This is a genomic window from Phenylobacterium sp. LH3H17 (genome assembly GCF_024298925.1).
Lineage (GTDB): Bacteria > Pseudomonadota > Alphaproteobacteria > Caulobacterales > Caulobacteraceae > Phenylobacterium.
This window is the reverse complement of sequence record NZ_CP101283.1, coordinates 968,113-985,458: the sequence shown is the minus strand read 5'-3', so window position 1 is coordinate 985,458 and position 17,346 is coordinate 968,113. Positions and strand designations below refer to the sequence as shown.

Annotated in this window: 19 protein-coding genes; 12 read left to right on the top strand and 7 right to left on the bottom strand. The window is 69.5% G+C overall.

What is annotated here, in order from left to right; genetic code table 11:
* Positions 1-46 precede the first annotated feature (46 nt).
* On the top strand, positions 47-475 hold the full coding sequence (locus M9M90_RS04840; protein ID WP_254836039.1) for a helix-turn-helix domain-containing protein: 429 nt from the start codon (positions 47-49) through the stop codon (positions 473-475).
* Here the strand turns inward: M9M90_RS04840 and M9M90_RS04835 are convergent.
* From M9M90_RS04835 to M9M90_RS04825, 3 genes are all read right to left on the bottom strand, one after another.
* Entirely contained in the window at positions 472-2,349 is a 1,878-nt protein-coding gene (locus M9M90_RS04835) for a PAS domain-containing hybrid sensor histidine kinase/response regulator (protein ID WP_254836038.1), read from the bottom strand. The genes M9M90_RS04840 and M9M90_RS04835 overlap by 4 nt on opposite strands.
* Positions 2,350-2,553: 204 nt before the next feature.
* Positions 2,554-2,757 carry a cold-shock protein gene (locus tag M9M90_RS04830; RefSeq protein ID WP_254836037.1) on the bottom strand — a complete coding sequence of 68 codons (204 nt, stop codon included), beginning with the start codon at positions 2,755-2,757 and terminating at the stop codon, positions 2,554-2,556.
* A 203-nt stretch (positions 2,758-2,960) separates the two neighbouring features.
* Complete coding sequence (locus tag M9M90_RS04825; RefSeq protein ID WP_254836036.1) at positions 2,961-3,587, bottom strand: TlpA disulfide reductase family protein; 627 nt, start codon at positions 3,585-3,587, stop codon at positions 2,961-2,963.
* Between M9M90_RS04825 and argH the strand changes: the two genes are divergently transcribed.
* From argH to M9M90_RS04805, 4 genes are all read left to right on the top strand, one after another.
* Positions 3,588-5,021 (top strand): argininosuccinate lyase, encoded by a 1,434-nt coding sequence (gene argH / locus M9M90_RS04820; RefSeq protein ID WP_254836035.1) that lies wholly within the window; start codon positions 3,588-3,590, stop codon positions 5,019-5,021. It begins immediately after the preceding gene.
* Positions 5,018-5,296, top strand: coding sequence for a hypothetical protein (locus M9M90_RS04815; RefSeq protein ID WP_254836034.1), 279 nt, complete (start codon positions 5,018-5,020; stop codon positions 5,294-5,296). The genes argH and M9M90_RS04815 overlap by 4 nt, the downstream gene beginning before the upstream one ends.
* Positions 5,293-6,576 (top strand): diaminopimelate decarboxylase, encoded by a 1,284-nt coding sequence (lysA, locus tag M9M90_RS04810; protein WP_254836033.1) that lies wholly within the window; start codon positions 5,293-5,295, stop codon positions 6,574-6,576. The genes M9M90_RS04815 and lysA overlap by 4 nt, the downstream gene beginning before the upstream one ends.
* A 92-nt stretch (positions 6,577-6,668) precedes the next feature.
* Positions 6,669-7,910, top strand: a complete 1,242-nt coding sequence (locus M9M90_RS04805) for an LLM class flavin-dependent oxidoreductase (RefSeq protein WP_254836032.1) — start codon at positions 6,669-6,671, stop codon at positions 7,908-7,910.
* Positions 7,911-7,918: 8 nt separating this feature from the next.
* Here the strand turns inward: M9M90_RS04805 and M9M90_RS04800 are convergent, their stop codons facing one another.
* Both M9M90_RS04800 and M9M90_RS04795 read right to left on the bottom strand, forming a co-directional pair.
* Complete coding sequence (locus M9M90_RS04800; RefSeq protein ID WP_254836031.1) at positions 7,919-8,464, bottom strand: phosphoribosyltransferase; 546 nt, start codon at positions 8,462-8,464, stop codon at positions 7,919-7,921.
* A complete protein-coding gene (locus M9M90_RS04795; protein ID WP_254836030.1) occupies positions 8,457-9,347 on the bottom strand; it encodes a DUF3426 domain-containing protein in 891 nt (296 codons plus the stop codon). Before M9M90_RS04795 ends, M9M90_RS04800 begins: the two co-directional genes overlap by 8 nt.
* A gap of 56 nt (positions 9,348-9,403) precedes the next feature.
* Here M9M90_RS04795 and ftsE point away from each other — a divergent pair, with 56 nt between their 5' ends.
* From ftsE to M9M90_RS04775, 4 genes are read left to right on the top strand one after another with little or no spacing between them, the layout of a single operon-like run.
* A complete protein-coding gene (gene ftsE, locus M9M90_RS04790; protein WP_254836029.1) occupies positions 9,404-10,126 on the top strand; it encodes a cell division ATP-binding protein FtsE in 723 nt (240 codons plus the stop codon).
* Complete coding sequence (locus M9M90_RS04785) at positions 10,123-11,013, top strand: ABC transporter permease (RefSeq protein ID WP_254836028.1); 891 nt, start codon at positions 10,123-10,125, stop codon at positions 11,011-11,013. The genes ftsE and M9M90_RS04785 overlap by 4 nt, the downstream gene beginning before the upstream one ends.
* The gene (locus tag M9M90_RS04780) at positions 11,010-11,624 is read left to right on the top strand and encodes a YdcF family protein (protein ID WP_254836027.1); all 615 of its coding nucleotides are present in this window, start codon (positions 11,010-11,012) and stop codon (positions 11,622-11,624) included. Before M9M90_RS04785 ends, M9M90_RS04780 begins: the two co-directional genes overlap by 4 nt.
* 6 nt (positions 11,625-11,630) lie before the next feature.
* On the top strand, positions 11,631-12,338 hold the full coding sequence (locus M9M90_RS04775) for a 1-acyl-sn-glycerol-3-phosphate acyltransferase (protein WP_254836026.1): 708 nt from the start codon (positions 11,631-11,633) through the stop codon (positions 12,336-12,338).
* On the opposite strand, the gene M9M90_RS04770 is transcribed toward M9M90_RS04775, so the two are convergent.
* Entirely contained in the window at positions 12,335-12,871 is a 537-nt protein-coding gene (locus M9M90_RS04770) for a gamma-glutamylcyclotransferase (RefSeq protein WP_254836025.1), read from the bottom strand. The two genes, M9M90_RS04775 and M9M90_RS04770, sit on opposite strands and share 4 nt — an antisense overlap.
* Positions 12,872-12,944: 73 nt before the next feature.
* Between M9M90_RS04770 and M9M90_RS04765 the strand changes: the two genes are divergently transcribed.
* Positions 12,945-13,937 carry a DUF2125 domain-containing protein gene (locus M9M90_RS04765; RefSeq protein ID WP_254836024.1) on the top strand — a complete coding sequence of 331 codons (993 nt, stop codon included), beginning with the start codon at positions 12,945-12,947 and terminating at the stop codon, positions 13,935-13,937.
* A gap of 5 nt (positions 13,938-13,942) precedes the next feature.
* On the opposite strand, the gene M9M90_RS04760 is transcribed toward M9M90_RS04765, so the two are convergent.
* Positions 13,943-15,184 (bottom strand): Xaa-Pro peptidase family protein, encoded by a 1,242-nt coding sequence (locus M9M90_RS04760; protein WP_254836023.1) that lies wholly within the window; start codon positions 15,182-15,184, stop codon positions 13,943-13,945.
* Between the two features lie 194 nt (positions 15,185-15,378).
* On the opposite strand from M9M90_RS04760, the gene M9M90_RS04755 reads away from it, so the two are divergent.
* Positions 15,379-16,185, top strand: coding sequence for a chorismate mutase (locus tag M9M90_RS04755; protein WP_254836022.1), 807 nt, complete (start codon positions 15,379-15,381; stop codon positions 16,183-16,185).
* Between the two features lie 36 nt (positions 16,186-16,221).
* Positions 16,222-17,343 carry a histidinol-phosphate transaminase gene (hisC, locus tag M9M90_RS04750; RefSeq protein WP_254836021.1) on the top strand — a complete coding sequence of 374 codons (1,122 nt, stop codon included), beginning with the start codon at positions 16,222-16,224 and terminating at the stop codon, positions 17,341-17,343.
* Positions 17,344-17,346 lie beyond the last annotated feature (3 nt).

The following is a 17,346-nucleotide window of genomic DNA, read 5'->3' as shown; positions in this document are numbered from 1 at the left end:
CCGGGCGCTTGCTCTGCCCGGCGACGTTTCGGGTGAGGAGACGACGATGAACGCGGAGCTCTCGAACAAGACACCAGACCCGATGGATGTAGCCCTCGGGGCCGCGGTTCGGATACGCCGTCGCACGATCGGGATGTCTCAGGAAGCCTTGGCCGAACAATGCGGCGTCAGCTTCCAGCAGATCCAGAAGTACGAGAACGGCGCCAACCGCATCTCTTTCTCCCGCCTGGTCCAGATCGCGCGCGCCTTGCGTTGCCGCGTGGTCGACCTGATGGACGTGCTCGACACGTCGGGTTCGGAGGTCGGCGGCGATATCGACATGCTCAGCCGGATCCGAACGCCAGGCGCGCTGGAGCTGCTGACGGCCTTTGAGCGCCTGCCGCCGGAGGCCCGCGCCTCGCTGGTCAACCTGTTGCGCACCCTGACGGAGACCGAAGGCGGCGGTATTCGCGCCCGCCAGCGCGAACTGGCCTAGGCGGCCTGTTCCGGGGCGAGATCCGCCGCCAGCCGGGAGATCTCGGCCAATAGGGCGGACGGCGAGATCGGCTTGGCTACATGGCCGTCCATCCCCGCGCGCCGATAGGTCTCGATCTGATCGGGCAGGACATTGGCCGTGGTGGCGACGATCGGCGTCTGTCCCGCCTGGCCGGGAAGCGAACGGATTCGAAGTGCGGCCTCCACTCCGTCCATGACCGGCATCTGGATATCCATGAAGATCAGGTCGTAGGAACTGGCGGCGGCCAGCTCGACGCCCTCCGCGCCATCTCGGGCGATCTCCACCTCCGCGCCCAGTTCGGTCAGCATGCGTAGCGCCACCATGCGGTTGGTGGCGTTGTCCTCGACGACCAGGATGCGCAGGCCCGCCAGCCAGCGGTCGGCGATCATCGGCGTTGGGCGCGAACAGGCCGGCGCCGCGATCTCGATCCAGAAGGTGGAGCCGAAGCCCTCGACGCTGGTGAAACCGATGCCGCCGCCCATGCGCTCGGCCAGCGCCTTGGTCACCGCCAAGCCCAGGCCCGAGCCGCCGAACCGGCGGGTGCTGGAGCCGTCGGCTTGCTGGAAGCGGTCCAGCAGGTTGGCCTGAGCCTCCAGGGGAATGCCGACGCCGGTGTCGGAAACGTCGATCCGCAAACGCTGGGCCGCGCCCTCTCCGCAGGTCGCCAGCTTGATCCGCACGCCGCCTGTCAGGGTGAACTTCACCGCGTTGCCGGCAAGGTTGAACAGTATCTGGCGCAGGCGCACGGGGTCGAGCGACGCCCAGCCCAGGGTCTCGGGCGCCTCGATGACGAGCGAAAGTCCACGGGCGTCGGCATCGGCTCGCAACATGCCGATCACCACGTCGCCTTCCCGCGACAGGTCGAGCGGCTCGGGCGCCAGTTCCAGGGCGCCGCTCTCGAGCTTCGAGAAGTCGATGATGTCGCTGAGCATCTGGGCGAGGGTTGAGCCGCAGGCCAGGGCCTCGTCCACCAGCACCTGGCCGGCGGCCGACAGGGTCTCGTTCTTCAGGATGTGCAACACGCCCATCACGCCATTCATCGGCGTGCGGATCTCGTGGCTGATATTGGCCAGGAACTCGGTCTTGGCCTGAACGGCTCCAAGCGCCGCGTCGCGGGCGTCGGCCAGCTCGGTCACGTCCTGGGTGATGCCGAGCACGTCCCAGGCGCCGGACGGCAGTGGCCGCACCCCGCGCCAGGCGGTGCGGAACCGCCGCCAATCGCCGCTCTCGGCCTGGTGGCGATAGGTGACAATGCCGGTCTCGCCCGTGAGCAGGACCTGGTTCCAGAGTTCGTCGACCTGGCCCCGATCCTCGGCGTGGATCTGGTCCTTGAACGCCGCCTCGCCCACGCGCAGCAGGCTGGAACCGTCGGACGGCGCGGCGCCCAGGGGATTGAGATCGTATTCGCGGGTGTCGGCCTCGAAGCGCCAGATATAGACTCCGGCCGTCTCGCCGAGCAGTTCGGCCACGCGACCCAGCTTCTCTTTGTCTTCGGCGGCCCGGCGCTCGGCTGAAATGTCCTGGATCACCAGCAGGGCGCGGCCGTCGGCGGCGCGCTTGGCTCGCGTGCGCACCCACAGCCAGTCGCCACTGGGCGCCGGGATGCGGTGATCGAATGTCGCCGCGCCGTCGCGCCGCAAGCGGGCGACGATCTCGGCGACCAGTTCGGCCTCATCGGGATGGTGGAGTTCGGCATAGGGGCGACCGAGCGTTTCGGCCCGCGACCGGCCGGACAGGGCGAGCCAGGCGGGATTGGCCAACGCGACCTTGCCATGGCTGACGACGACGAAAGCGTCGAGCGCGTTTTCGAAGAACCAACCGGCGGCTTCGCCGTCCGCGGCCTCAGCTTCCATGGGCGCCCCGTTCCCTTTGCGGGGTCGTTTCTCGACTCCACGCGGCCATCACGCCGGAAAGCCGTAAACAGAGCCTTGCCGTAGAAGGCTTGGACGCCCCAAGAGGCGCGCCACAATGTCGCACACCCGACACCCAGACGCGGAACGGACGCCGGTCTCTCGCAAGTCCGGCGTCCGCTTGAATGCTTGAATGGTGGAGGCCGGCTAGACCGGCTTCAGGTCGACCGCGGCGGTCTTGCCGCGCTCTTCCTTCTCCTCGTAGCTGACCTTGTCGCCCTCATTCAGGCTGCGCAGACCCGCGCGTTCGACGGCGGATATGTGGACGAAGACGTCCTTGCCGCCATCGTCAGGCTGGATGAAGCCGAAGCCCTTGGTGGCGTTGAACCACTTGACCGTACCGGTGGCCATGTCCTTCTCGTCTCCCTGACTCAATGTTCCACGCGGACTCGCGACGAGGATCGCCGGTCGCCCGGTCCATCTCAGTCGTCTGGGGAGCGGGCTGTTCGGTTCCGCGCGAAATGCGTGGGGAGAAAGAACGTCAGCAGGCCCAAAGCGCCGATTGGGCCGAAGTCTGGCCACGGGCCAGGACGACGGTCAACCGCAGCGCCTGTTCAACTTTCCGCCAACACCTTGTCGATCAGGGCCTTGGCCTCCTTGCCCGACCAGTCGGCTTCGCCGGCCAGCCGGCCCCGTTCCACCCCGTCGGCCCCGTAGATCACCGTGGTCGGCATGCCTACCGCGGCGGGCTTGAAGGCGAACGGAATGGCCATCTTGGGATCGTGATAGAAGGCGAGCGGCGCGTGCTTGGCGATGAAGGCGCGAGCCTTGGCCTCGTCGTCCGGACGGTCGACGCTGATCGCCACCACCTCGACGTTCTTGCCCTCGTAGCTCTTGGCCAGCTTGGCCAAGGTCGGCATCTCGATGACGCAGGGGGCGCACCAGGTGGCCCACATATTGACCACCACCACCTTGCCCCGGAAGTCGGCGATGCGCCTCGTCTGGCCCTTGGCGTCGAGGAAGCCGGCGGCCGGCGGCGGGGCCGCCTCGACCGGCAGGGCGAACTTGGCCATCTCTCCCTTGGCGAAGCCTTTCAGGCTCGTTTCCTGCTGGGGGTTTATGGAAGCCTGACCGATGATGTAGAGAACCGCGGCGACGCCGAGCACGGCGACGCCCCCCAGCACCCACCGCAGCGGGATCTTGGGGCCGCCGGCCGCACCTTCATCCGAACGCTCGCTCATATGACCGACAACTCCTCGCCTGCCTCGAAAAAGACCCAAGATGGCCAAGCCCAACCGGGTCAGGCCATGTGGGGCGGACGGTTTACGTCCAAACCGGCCGAACTGATGCAGGCGATCAACGTCTCCATCGGCTTCGACAAGCGCCTAGCCTCCCAGGACCTGGCGGGGTCGCGGGCGCACGCGGCGATGTTGCGCAAGCAAGGCGTGATTTCAAGCGAGGACGAGGCGGCGATCCAGGGCGGCCTGCAGGCCATCGAGGCGGAGATCGCCGCAGGGACCTTCCCGTTCCGCGACGAGTACGAAGATATCCACATGAACGTGGAGGCGCGGCTTCGCGAGCTGATCGGCCCCGCGGCCGGCCGGCTGCACACCGCCCGCTCGCGCAACGACCAGGTGGCGCTCGACTTCCGCCTGTGGGTCCGCGAGGCCTGCGACCGGACCGGCGGCCAGATCCGCGACCTGCAGAGCGCCCTGCTGGCCAAGGCCGAGCCGCACGCGGCGACCCTGATGCCCGGCTTCACCCACCTGCAGCCGGCCCAGCCCGTGACCTTTGGCCACCACCTGATGGCCTATGTGGAGATGTTCGGCCGTGACGCCTCGCGGTTCGCCGACGCGCGGGCGCGGATGAACGAGTGCCCCCTGGGCGCCGCCGCGCTCGCCGGCTCCCCCTTCCCCATCGACCGCCACGCGACGGCGCAGGCCCTGGGCTTCGCGGGCCCCACCGCCAACTCCCTGGACAGCGTCGCCGACCGCGACTTCGCCCTGGAGGCCCTGGCGGCGGCCACCATCTGCGCCGTGCACCTGTCGCGCCTGGCCGAAGAGATCGTGATCTGGATGACGCCGCAATTCGGCTTCGTGAAGCTCTCCGACGCCTTCACCACCGGCTCGTCGATCATGCCACAGAAGAAAAATCCCGACGCCGCGGAGCTGATCCGCGCCAAGGTCGGGCGGCTTCTGGGATCCTTCACCCAGCTCACCGTTGTGATGAAGGGCCTGCCGATGACCTATTCGAAGGACATGCAGGAGGACAAGGTCCCTACCTTCGAAGCCTTCGATGCGCTCGAACTCTCGCTGGCCGCCATGGCCGGCATGGTCGCCGACCTGGAGCCGGTGGCCGAGAAGATGGCCGCCGCCGCCGGCGCCGGTTATTCGACGGCGACGGATCTGGCCGACTGGCTGGTGCGCGAACTGGACATGCCGTTCCGCGACGCCCACCACGTGACGGGCGCGGCGGTGAAAAAGGCCGAGTCGCTCGGCTGCGATCTGTCGTCCCTGCCCCTATCTGAACTCCAGGCCCTGGAGACTCGGATCACGGCCGGGGTTTTCGACGTGCTGACGCCCGCCGCTTCGGTCGCCAGCCGCAAGAGCTACGGCGGCGCCTCGCCGGAACAGGTTCGCGCCCAGATCGCGCGTTGGAAGGAGAAGCTGTCATGACCCTTCGATTGGCGGCGATCGCCGTCCTGACGGGCGCCCTGGCCCTGGCCGGGTGCGGCAAGATGGGCGCCCTTGAGCGTCCCGGTCCGCTGGCGGGCAAGGGCTCGGGGGCGGACGCCGGGTCCGATCCCGGCCGCGCGATCCGCACGGTCGACCCGCGCAACCGCGACGACGCGCCCGTGCCGCCGCGCACCCAGCCGATCGACTCCGCGCCGAGCGCCACGTCCAGCGCCCCGCAAGGCGCCCTGCCCGACCCATACGCCCGGCCCAGATGAACCATTTCGAGCTCCACGGGGGCGAGCTCTTCTGCGAGGACGTATCCCTGAGCGCCCTGGCCGAGGCGGTCGGCACGCCGGTCTATGTCTATTCGACGGCCACCCTGGAACGGCACTACGCCGTGCTGCGCGACGCCCTGGTCGCCGAAGGGATCCGCGGCGAGCATGGCGGCGATCCGCTGCTGGCCTTCGCCGTGAAGGCCAATTCCAACGTCGCCGTCCTCAAGACCCTGGCGAAGCTGGGCGCGGGCGCCGACACAGTCTCGGAGGGCGAGATCCGCCGGGCTCTGGCCGCCGGAGTCCCGCCTGAGAAGATCGTGTTCTCCGGCGTCGGCAAGACCGCGGACGAGATCGCCTTCGCGCTCAAGGTCGGCGTCTCCGAAATCAATGTCGAGTCAGAGCCCGAGATGGAGCTGGCCAGCCGGGTCGCCCGGTCGCTGGGCGCCCGCGCGCTGGTCGCCATCCGGGTCAATCCCGACGTCTCGGCCGGCGGCCACGCAAAGATCTCCACCGGCAAGGCCGACAACAAGTTCGGCGTCTCGCTCTCCGAGGCCGAGCGGCTCTACGCCAAGGCCGCCAACGACGCCGGCCTGAAGCCGGTGGGCGTCACCTGCCATATCGGCAGCCAGATCACCGATCTGGCGCCCATGGCCGAAGCCTTCGCCAAGATGCGCGGTCTGGTCGAACGCCTGCGCGGCGAGGGGCTCGCGGTCGAGCGCCTGGACCTGGGGGGCGGCCTGGGCGTGCCCTATTTCAACCAGCCGACCCCGCCCACACCCGCCGATTATGCGCGAATGATCGCGAGAACCATGGGCGGACTGGACGTGGCCTACTCTTTCGAACCCGGTCGGATGATCGCCGCCAATGCCGGCGTGCTGCTGGCCCGGGTGCTGCACGTCCACGAGCGGCCCGAGGGCCGGAAGTTCGCGGTGCTGGACGCGGCGATGAACGACTTGATCCGGCCGGCCATGTACGACGCCTATCACGAGATCGTCGCGGTCAAGCCGCGTCCGGGCGCACCTGTGGTCTACGACGTGGTCGGGCCGATCTGCGAGACCGGCGACACCTTCACCCGCGAGCGCGCCCTGTCCCCGCTTGAAGCCGGCGACCTGGTGGCCTTCCTCAGCGCCGGCGCCTATGGGGCGGTGATGTCGAGCGAGTATAACAGCCGCCTGCTGGCGCCCGAGGTGCTGGTCAAGGGCGCCGACTACGCCGTGATCCGGCCACGCCCGACCTATGAGGACATGCTGGCCAAGGAGGCCACCGCGCCCTGGCTCTAGCCGCCGCCCCTTGCCAAACCGTGCAAGGACGCAGGAAGTAGACCTCAACCAACCCGGCGCGATGGCGCCGAGGGCGGACGGGAGGGTCGACGATGCGCTTCGGGATCTTTTACGAGCACCAGCTTCCCAAGCCCTGGAACGAGGGCGACGAGGCGCGGCTGTTCCACCAGGCCCTGGAGCAGGTCGTGCTCGCCGACCGGCTGGGCTTCGACTACGCCTGGGAGGTCGAGCACCACTTCCTCGAGGAATATTCCCATTCCTCCGCCCCGGAGGTGTTCCTCGCCGCCTGCGCGGCGCTCACCAAGACCATCCGCGTCGGCCACGGCATCCGCCAGGTAATCCCCAACTACAACCACCCGGCCCGCACGGCCGAGGGCCTGGCGACCCTGGATATCATCTCGCACGGACGGCTCGACTTCGGGATCGGCGAGGGCGCCACGCGGCTGGAGCTGGGAGGCTTCGGCATCCCCGCCAAGGAAAAGCGCGCGCTGGCCCTGGAGGCCGCCGAGCAGATCGCCAACATGATGGTGATGGACCCATACCCGGGCTTCGAGGGCCGGGGCTTCTCCTTCCCCTGCCGCAATGTCGTGCCCAAGCCGATGCAGAAGCCGCATCCGCCCATGTGGATGGCCTGCACCAACCGCGACACCATCAAGGTGGCCGCCTCGAAAGGTCTCGGCGCGCTCGCCTTCTCCTTCGTCGATCCGGAGGAGGCGCGGAACTGGGCCGACATCTACTATGGGATCATCAAGTCAGACGAATGCGTCCCCATCGGCCACAGCGTGAACGCCAATATCGCCATGGTCTCGAACTTCTCGGTGCATCACGATCGCGCGGAGGCGATCCGGCGCGGCCAGGAGGGCTTTGAGTTCTTCGGCTATGCAGTCAACGCCCTGGTGGCGCACGACGCCCTGCCCGGCCGCTCGACCCTGTTCGCCGACTTCCAGAAGTCGCGCGCCAACAGCGACGAGGAGATCATCGCCGCCCGAAGCATGGCCGAGCGCAACGCCAACGGCATCGGCACGCCAGACGACATCCGTGAGCACATCACCGCCTTCCAGGACGCCGGCGTCGACCAGGTGATCTTCCTGCAGCAGGCCGGCCGTAATCGCCACGACCACATCTGCGAATCCCTGGAGCTGTTCGCCGCCGAGGTGATGGGGGGCTTCAAGGCCGAGGTCGCCGAGCGCGAGGCCCGCAAGGCGCAGGAACTCGCCCCCTATGTGGCCGCGGCCATGGCCCGAAAGGCCTGGATGAAGCCGCTGGACGACCATGAAATCCCGGTGGTGCCGGCCTCGGTGGTCCGGGCGCAGATCAACGCCAGCACCGGCTAGGCAGGCGTCTAATCCAGCGCCCCGATGAACGGCAGCCCGCGATAGGCTCCGGCGGCATCCATGCCGTAGCCGACCAGGAAGCGTGCCGGAGCGTGCCAGGCCACGAAGTCGGGGACGATGGCGCGTGGGGTGGGCCACGGCTTGCTTGCGAAGACGGCGGTGAGCGCACGACTGGCCCCTGCGTCCGTGACCAGGCGCTGGGCTTCCGATAGGGACAGGCCGGTATCTATGACGTCGTCGATGATCAGGGCGGTGCGGCCCGAGAGCGGACGCTGCAGGTCGGCGCGGACCTCGCACCGTCCGAGGCTGGCGCGCTCATCGCCGTAGGAGGCCAGCCACAGGGCGTCGAACCGCACATTGCGCCCGGCCCGCGACAGGGCCCGGGTGAGGTCCGAGGCGAACCAGAGCCCGCCGGTCAGCAGGCAGACCGCCACGGTGTTGTCGTCGATGTGCGGCGCGATCTCGGCGGCCAGGGCTTCCACCCGGGTCGCGACCTCGGCCTGGTTGAGCAAGACCACCGGCTCGGCCAGGAGCTCGGGCAGCGGTTCACTCATGGGCTTGCAAGGCGTCCGGAGTGCCGGGCGGCAGGGGCTGGGCCTCCACCGGAGCGGGCGTCAGGCTCCGGGTCACCGCCGGCGGGTTGGCGGCGTGACGCAGGGCAGGCGCACCCTGAGCGGCCGACGCCTTCGGGGGATCGCCCTGGTTGACCTTCACCTTCTTGAGCGGTTCGGGCGGCGCGAAGGCGACCTCCAGGACACGAGCCGTGACCGGCGGGTCCAGCAGGGCGATGGCGAAATGACGGGTCTCGCCGGGCGGGATCTTGGCGTCTGCGGGACGGGCGATCTTGGTGACCACCGCCTTGCCGTGCTCATCCAGCAGGCTGATGCGCATGGGGGGCGAAATCACCGGCTCTTCCTGGATGTTGCGGATCATGCCCGAGACCGACAGCGCCGCATGGCCCTCCTGCAGGGAGGGCTCGAACCGCACGCCCTCGATCACCAGGCCGAGACTGTTCACCGGCTGGCCGACGAACGCGTAGGCGCTGGCCGTCCGCGGCCAGATGCGCACCACGTCGACCCGGAACACGAAGGCGACGGCTAACAGCACCAGCAGCGCCGCGGCCAGGCCCGCCCAGATGATCCCCGTGGCGGCGGCCTCGCGAATCCGGCGCTCGGTGTCGGCCTTGGCGCGGAACACCTTGGGCAGGACCTCGCCCGGCAGCTCGCTGATCGGGATCTCGTCCGAGATCGCCTGCTCGGCCGGTTCGCGGGCGATCGCGCCCTCGTCGCCGGTGACTTCCAGGTCGAGCGCCGCCGGCTCCGGGCGCGCGGTCCAGCGCGCGCCGCAGCTGGCGCACTTCACGATGCGACCGGCTTCGGGGATCTTGGAATCATCCACGAAATAGCTGGTGGCGCACTCTGGACAGGTCAGTATCATGACGGCCGAATCGGACGCTCCAGCAACCTCAACCGAGGTCGCCGATTTCGGTCTTCATGTCCAGAAACACGCATGCCGCCGGCGCGTTCGACGCCGATCCCGCCGTGGTCCGCTTCGATGACGTTTCGATGCGATATGGCCGTGCCCCCGAGACGCTGAAGGACCTTACCTTCTCATTGGCGCCCGGGTCTTTCCATTTCGTCACTGGCGCCTCCGGGGCGGGCAAGACCTCGCTGCTCAAGCTTATCTTCCTGGCGGCCCGGCCCTCGAAGGGACTGCTGCACCTGTTCGGCCAGGACGTATCGGCCATCGCGCCCCGCGAGCAGCCGTTCCTGCGCCGGCGGATCGGGGTGGTCTACCAGGAGTTCAAGCTGCTGGAGCACCTGTCGGCCTTCGACAACACCGCCCTGCCGCTGCGCATCGCCGGCCGTAAGCCCGAAAGCTATCGCCAGGACGTGGCCGAACTGCTGACCTGGGTAGGCCTGCGCTCGCGCATGCACGCCATGCCCGCGACCCTGGCCGGGGGCGAGAAGCAGCGGCTCGCTATCGCCCGCGCGGTGGTCAACCGCCCCGACATCCTGCTGGCCGACGAACCCACCGGCAATGTCGATCATGAGATGGGCCTGCGCATCCTGCGGCTGTTCGTCGAGCTGAACCGCCTGGGGACCACCATCCTCATCGCCACCCACGACCAGGACCTGGTGGCCGCGTCCGGCATGCCGGTGCTTCACCTGGACGAAGGACGCCTGACCCGGCTCGCGGGCGGGAGTGCGGCGTGAGCGAGTTTGACGCCGAACGCTGGCGCCCGGCGCCCTTCCTGCCCGAGGCCGACGCCAAGGACGGCTCGCTGATCTTCGTGGTCGCGACCCTGTGCTTCCTGGCCTGCCTGACCCTGCTGGCGGTGCTGGCCGCCGACCGCGCCGCCCGCGGCTGGACCGGCCACCTGACCAACGAGGCCACGATCATCGTCCGGCCCAAGACCAACGAGACCCCCGACGGGGCCGCGGCCCGCGCCGCCGAGACCCTTGCCGGCGTGCCCGGCGTGGTCGAGGCCCGCGCCCTGGAGAAGGAAAAGGCCGAGGCGCTCATCGCGCCCTGGCTGGGCGACGCCGCCGATTTGGAGGACCTGCCCATTCCGCGCCTGGTCTCGGTGCTGCTCGATCCCGAAGCGCCGGCCACCGGAGAGACCCTGGACCGCGCGCTGAAGGCCCAGGGGCTGGACGCCATCGTCGACGACCATTCGGTCTGGATGAAGGACATCGAACGCGCGGCCGGAACGGCGCGGATCATCGGCGGGGCGGTGTTCGCCCTGATCGCCGTGGCGGCCGGGGCCGTGGTGGCCTTCGCGACCCGGGCGGGACTGGCCGCGCGCCGCGAGGTGGTGGAGGTGCTGCACCTCTCAGGGGCCGAGGACGGGTTCATCGCCGGCCTGTTCCAGGTCCGCTTCGCGCGCATGGCCGCGACGGCGGGCTTGTTCGGAGCGGGCGCGGCGGCGATCATGGGGGCCGTGCTGCGTTTCGCGGGGGGAGGCGACGGCTTGACGCCAGTATTGCCCATCGCATGGATCGACCTGCTGGCCGTCGCGCCCGCGCCCCTGGCCGCGGCCGCCGTGGCCGCCGTCTCGGCGCGCCTGACCTCGCTCGCCCTGATCCGGGAGATGATGTGAAGCCGCTGGCCGCCCTCCTGGTGCTGGCGCTCATCTGGGCGGTGGGCCTGTTCGCCTTCACCGAGCGGGTGGCGCGCTCGACGCCGGCCCGCGAGCCCGCGCGCGCCGACGGGGTGGTGGCCCTGACCGGCGCCGGATCCAACGAGCGGATCGGGGCGGCCATGGAGCTGCTTCAGGACGGCAAGGCCAAGCGCATGCTGGTGTCCGGCGTCAGCCGCCAGGCCAGCCGCGAGGACATCCGCACCGTCAGCCGCGCCGTGCGGCGGCTGTACGATTGCTGCGTCGACCTGGGCTTCAACGCCGCCGACACGGTTGGCAACGCGCGGGAAACCCAGGAATGGGCCCGCTCGCTGCGCTATGACAGCCTGATCGTGGTCACCGCCGACTACCACATGCCGCGCGCCATGCTGGAGCTGCGCGGCGCCATGCCCGACACCCAGCTCACCGCCTACCCGGTCGCCACCTCGGTCGTCGACGCCCATCGCTGGCGGCGAACCTCAGGCGGCGTGCGCCTGATGGTGGGGGAATATACCAAGTACCTGGCGATCCTGGGCCGCGAGGCGATCCTGGGACTGGGCGACAAGCCCGCCGCCGGGCCGAACAAAGGCTGACCCATTTTGATCGCTCTGCGCTCCTTCGTCTTCGTGGCCCTGTTCTATCTGTGGTCCGTCTTCGTGGCGGTGGGCCTGTCGCCGGCCCTGCTGGGCCCACGTTCCTGGACCATGGCGCTGATCGGCATGTGGGGCAGGGGCGTCGTCTGGCTGCTGGAAGTCTGCTGCGACATCAAGGTCGAGGTGCGCGGCAAGCAGCACATGCCGACCGGCGCGGCCCTGGTGGCGCCCAAGCACCAATGCATGTTCGACGTCTTCGCCCAGTTCGCCTGGCTGCCCCACGCCTGCTTCGTGATGAAGAAGGAGCTGACCTGGATACCGTTCTTCTCCTGGTTCGCCGCCCGGGCGCGGATGATCGTCGTGGACCGCGAAGGCCATTCCACGGCGCTGCGCAAGCTGATCCGCGACGCCAACGACCGCTTCGCCGACAAGCGCCAGCTGATCATCTTCCCCGAAGGGACCCGCGTCGATCCGGGCCAGAAGGCCGACTACAAGCCGGGCATCGCCGCCCTCTATCGAGAGATCAATGTGCCGGTGGTGCCGGTGGCGACCAATTCCGGCGTCCACTGGCCCAGGCACGGCTTCACGCGCAAGCCGGGGACCATCGTCTTCGAATATCTCGAACCCATCGCGCCCGGCCTGAAGCGCGCGGAGTTCATGCGCCTGCTGGAAGAGCGGATCGAGACGGCCTCGGCCAAGCTGCTGGACCTCTAGGCCGCCAGCTCGCGCGCCTCGACCATGCCCAGCAGGGTCTCCATGGCGTGGTCTCGCACGCCGTCCTCGCGCAGGTGTTCGATCAGGTCGCGCAGGTAGTCGACATTGCGCCCCGACAGCCCCCTCGCGCCGGCGATCAGGTCGGCCTGACGCTCCAGGCTGAGCGCGCCGGCCCATTGCGGATGGTGGACGTCGGAGAAGAAAACCAGGGTCGCCACCCGCCGCCCGTCGGCCAGGCGGATATTGGCGCTCCCCTCCACATAGGTCTCGGTAGGCTGCTCGCGCTCGCGCAGATAGGCGTAGACCTCCGGCCAGTCGGCCTCGGCGATCCGATAGGCCGCGCCGCGCACCGCGCCACCCGGCGCGAGACCCAGGACCAGGCCCGGACGTTCATAGGTGCCCCGGTGATGCACCGAATAGATGCAGAAGGCGCGGCGTCGCCCGTGTAGGGTCGCAGGCTGGCGCTCCTGGAACGCAAAACCCGGCCGCCACATCAGTGATCCGTAACCGAAGACCCAACGCTCGATCGACATGGCCCGCCGCGCAAAACCCATCCCACCTCCCGCTCCTCTGCCCGATCTGGAACCGCCCCGCAAACGCGGACGCATGGGCCTCTATCTCCCGTTCATCGTGGCCGTGGTGGCCGCGGTGGTCTGGAGCGGCTTCTGGCTCTACCTGCATCGCGAGACGCGGTTGCGGATGGACGCCGGCGCCGAGAGCCTGCGCAGCGCGGGCTATCAGGTCGCCTGGAAAGAACGGCGAATCACCGGCTATCCGTTCCGGCTCAACGTCAGCCTGCTGGACGCCAGCATCCGTGAGCCGTCCGGCTGGGCGCTCGCCGCGCCGCGCCTGGAGACTCAGGCCTATATCCACGGTCTTGGAACCTGGGTGCTGGCCACGCCGGAGGGCTTCACCTTCGTCCGCCCGATCGGCGGGCCGGTGGCGGTGAAGGGCGAGGTGCTGCACGCCAGCCTATCCCAGCTCGACAACACCCCGCCCAACTTCTCCTTCGAGGGCCGCAAGCTCACCTTCTCGCCGGGTCCGGGCGCCCAGCCCTTCGCCCTGAGCGCCGCCGAGAAGGTCGAGACCCACTTGCGCGCCGGCCCCGACGACCAGGCCGCGGTGCTGTTTCGGGTCGACAATGGCGCCGCCCGGCTCTCGGGCCTGTTCGCGCGGATCGCCGGCGACAAGCCGGTCTCCATGGTCTGGGACTCCACCCTCTCAAAGATCAGCGCCTTCAAGGGCTCGGATTGGCCCGCGGCGGTGAAATCCTGGGGCGCGGCCGGCGGGAGCATGACGGTGCGCCAGGCGGGCCTAACGGCGGGATCGGCGGTGGTCGGCTCCCAATCCGGAACCCTTGGGGTCGGCTATGACGGGCGGCTGTCCGGTTCCCTTCAGGTCACCCTGCGCGAGGCGCCCCAGGCCCTGTCGGCCATGGCCCAGACCGGCGTGATCCGCCCCGAGGCGGCGCTCGCGGCGGCCGCCGTCACCGCGGCGCGCCAGGGCTCGGGCGACGTCGCCCAGGCGACGATCACCTTCCAGGCCGGCCAGACCACCCTGGGCCCGGTGGCGATCGGCCCGGCGCCGCGCGTCTACTGACCCGCTTAGCCGAACGGCTTGTCCAGCGACGGCGGCGGGACGGAGAACCACTCCGGCCCGCCGGGCGTCATGTGCAGGCAATCCTCCAGCCGCACCCCGAACTCACCGGGGATATAGAGGCCGGGTTCGTCGGAGAGGCACATGCCCGGGGCCAGCCTGGTCGCCTCGCCATGCACGAAGTTCACCGGCTCGTGGCCGTCGAGGCCGATGCCGTGGCCCGTGCGATGCGACAGGCCCGGGAGCCGGTAGCGCGGCCCGTAGCCCAGCGGCTCGTAATAGGCGCGCACCGCGTCGTCGACAGCGCCGGCGGCCACCCCCACCTGGGCGGTCTCGAAGGCGATCTGCTGGCCGCGGTGGACCTGGTCCCAGACCAGCCGCTGCTTCCTCGTCGGCTCGCCGAACACGAAGGTCCGCGAGATGTCTGACTGGTACCCCTCCACCGTGCAGCCGCAGTCCATCAGCACCACCTGGCCGCCGCGCACCATCTGCGGCTTGTCCGACCCGTGGGGATAGGCGCTGGCCTCGCCCAGCAAGATCAGGGCGAACTCCGGCCGGCCGCCAAGCGCGGCGGTCGCACGGTTCATGATTCCGCCGATGTCGCCGGGCGTCATGCCCCTCTCGATCTTGGGCCATGTGTGGCGGTAGGCGGCGATGGTGATGTCGCTGGCCATCTGCATCAGGGCGATCTCGGCGGGCGACTTGATCATCCGGCAGCCGCGCACGATGGGCGCGCCCGAGACGATCGTCGCGTCGGGCAGCAGGCGCGCCAGGCCGTCACTGACGAAGAACCGCACCGTCTCCTCGACCCCGATCCTGCCGGCGGCGAGCTTGCGTTCCTTCAGCCAGGCGGCGGCCACGGCGGCGGGGTTCTCGTCCTCCTGCCAGACGCGGACCTCTCCGGGCACGGCCAGGGTCTCGCGCACCGAGGGCTCCTCGAAGTGCGGCGTGACGATCAGGGTCTCGCCCTCGACCGGGATGATCGCGGCGGTGACCCGCTCGCTGCGGTTCCAGCGCACGCCGGTGAAGTAGGTCAGGGCGGCGCCGGGCTCGACGACCAGGGCTGACAACCCCTGGGCCCTCATAAGGTCCTGCGCCTTGGCCATCCGCGACAGGCGCTCGGCCTTCGAGATGGGCATGACCCCACCGGTCATCTGCGTTAGATCCTGGGCCAAGCTCGGGAGACCCGTGGCAAGGGCCAGTCCGGCGCCGCCGGCCAGGCTCAGCAACTGTCTGCGATCTGCGCGCACCTGGGCCTCCCCCGTTGTCCGAGGCGAAGTGCTGGCATGGGCAGCGAACCTCGTCCAGGCGGCCGGCAAAGGCCGTCGCCGGGGGGGCTGGCCGCGGCAACCGGTTTCTGGTGCAACTTTTTTGCGGCGTTCGGGCCTATTGCACCCTTCCCCGCAATGACCTAAGCGCCGAAACTTCGTTTTCGGGGGACAAAATGGCCGACGCCGATCCCAAGCCCGCTGCGCCGTCGCTGGACGTTGTCCGCGCGCGCATCGACGCGATCGACGCCGCCCTGCTGGCCCTAGTCGACGAGCGCGCCTCCCTGGCCGTCCAGGTAGCCGCCGCCAAGGCCGCCGCCGGCGATGGTGACAAGTTCGGACTGCGCCCCGGCCGCGAGACCCAATTGCTGCGCAAGTTGCTGGCCACTCCGCGCGACGCCGCCCGGCCCAGCCTGGTGGTGCGCATCTGGCGCGAACTGATCGGCGACAGCCTCTCACGCCAGGGACCGTTCCACCTCGCGGTGTGGGGCGGGCGCGATCCCTCCCGCATCGTCGAGGCCGCCCGCCTTCGGTTCGGCGCGGCGCCGCTGCTCAAGGTGGCGGGCAAGGCCGAGGACGCCCTGGCCGCGGCCCGCTCCCAGGGCGGCGTGGCCATCCTGGCCCTGGCCGGGGACGCGCCCTGGTGGGGTCGCCTGCTGGCCGAACCGAAACTGAAGGTGTTCGCGGCCCTCCCCTGCCTGATGGCCTGGGGCCCGCAATCGAGCCTGGCGGTCGCCGAGGTGGAGGTCGAGCCCACCGGCGACGACCGCACCTTCTGGGTCACCGACGCGCCCGGAAGCAGCGCCGCGATCGAGGACGCCCTGGGCCGCGACGGGGTGGCCGGCGACCTGATCGCCGAGGTCGGCGGCCTAAAGCTCTTCGCCCTGATGGGCTTCTATCAGGCGGACGACGAACGCCTGGCCCGGGCGCCGGGCCGACTTTCCGGAGTCATCGGGGCTGCGCCTGCGCCCTTCGACGTGTAAGAGCGGGCCAAGCTTCGTCCGCCACCGTTGAGCCCCATGTCCGACATCGTCATCGACCGCGCCGCCGCGCCCCGGCCCACGCCCAAGCCCGGCATCCTCGACATCGCCCCCTATGTGCCGGGCAAGTCGAAGGTCGACGGCGTCGAGCATCCCCTCAAACTGTCGGCCAACGAGAACATCCTGGGCTCCAGCCCCAAGGCCCGAGAAGCCTTCACCTCGGTGTTCGACCAGCTGCACATGTATCCGGACGGACGCGCGCCGGTCCTGCGTGACGCCCTCTGCGAGACCTACGGCCTGGAGCCGGAGCGGCTGCTGTTCGGCTGCGGCTCGGACGAGATCTTCCAGCTCCTGAACCAGACCTTCCTCGAGCCCGGCGACAACATCGTCCAGGGCGAGTTCGGCTTCGGCGCCTACGGCATCGGCGCCCGGGCCTGCCAGGCAGAAGTGCGCACCGCCCGCGAGCCCAATTACACCATCGATGTCGACGAACTGCTGAAGCAGGTCGACAGCCGCACCCGGCTGGTGTTCGTGGCCAATCCGGCCAATCCCACCGGCACCTGGATCCCCGGCTCGGAGGTCCGCCGCTTGCACGCGGGCCTGCCGCCCAGTGTGGTGTTGGTGCTGGACGGCGCCTATGCCGAGTTCGCCACCGACCCGGCCTTCGAGGACGGGATGAACATGGTGCGCGAGTTCGACAATGTCGTGGTCACGCGCACCTTCTCCAAGCTGCACGGCCTGGCCGCCCTGCGCGTGGGCTGGGCCTACATGCCGCCGGAGATGGCGGCGGCCGTCGACCGCATCCGCCTGCCGTTCAACGTCAACATCCCGGCCCAGCTCGCGGCCGTGGCGGCCCTGGGCGACGTCGAGTTCCAGGAACGCTCGCTGGCGCTGGTCGAGCGCTGGCGGCCCTACCTCATGCAGCAGCTTGGCGGCCTTGGCCTCGAGCCCGTGCCCTCGGCGGCGAACTTCGTGCTGGTGGGCTTCCCCAAGACCCCGGGCAAGACCGCCAAGGAGGCCGAGGGCTTCCTCGCCTCGCGCGGACTGATCGTCCGGGGTGTCGGCGGCTACGGCCTGCCCGACCATTTGCGGATCACCATCGGCCTGGAAGAGCACAACCGCGCCGTGGTCGAGGCGCTGTCCGACTTCATGAAGGGTTGAGCG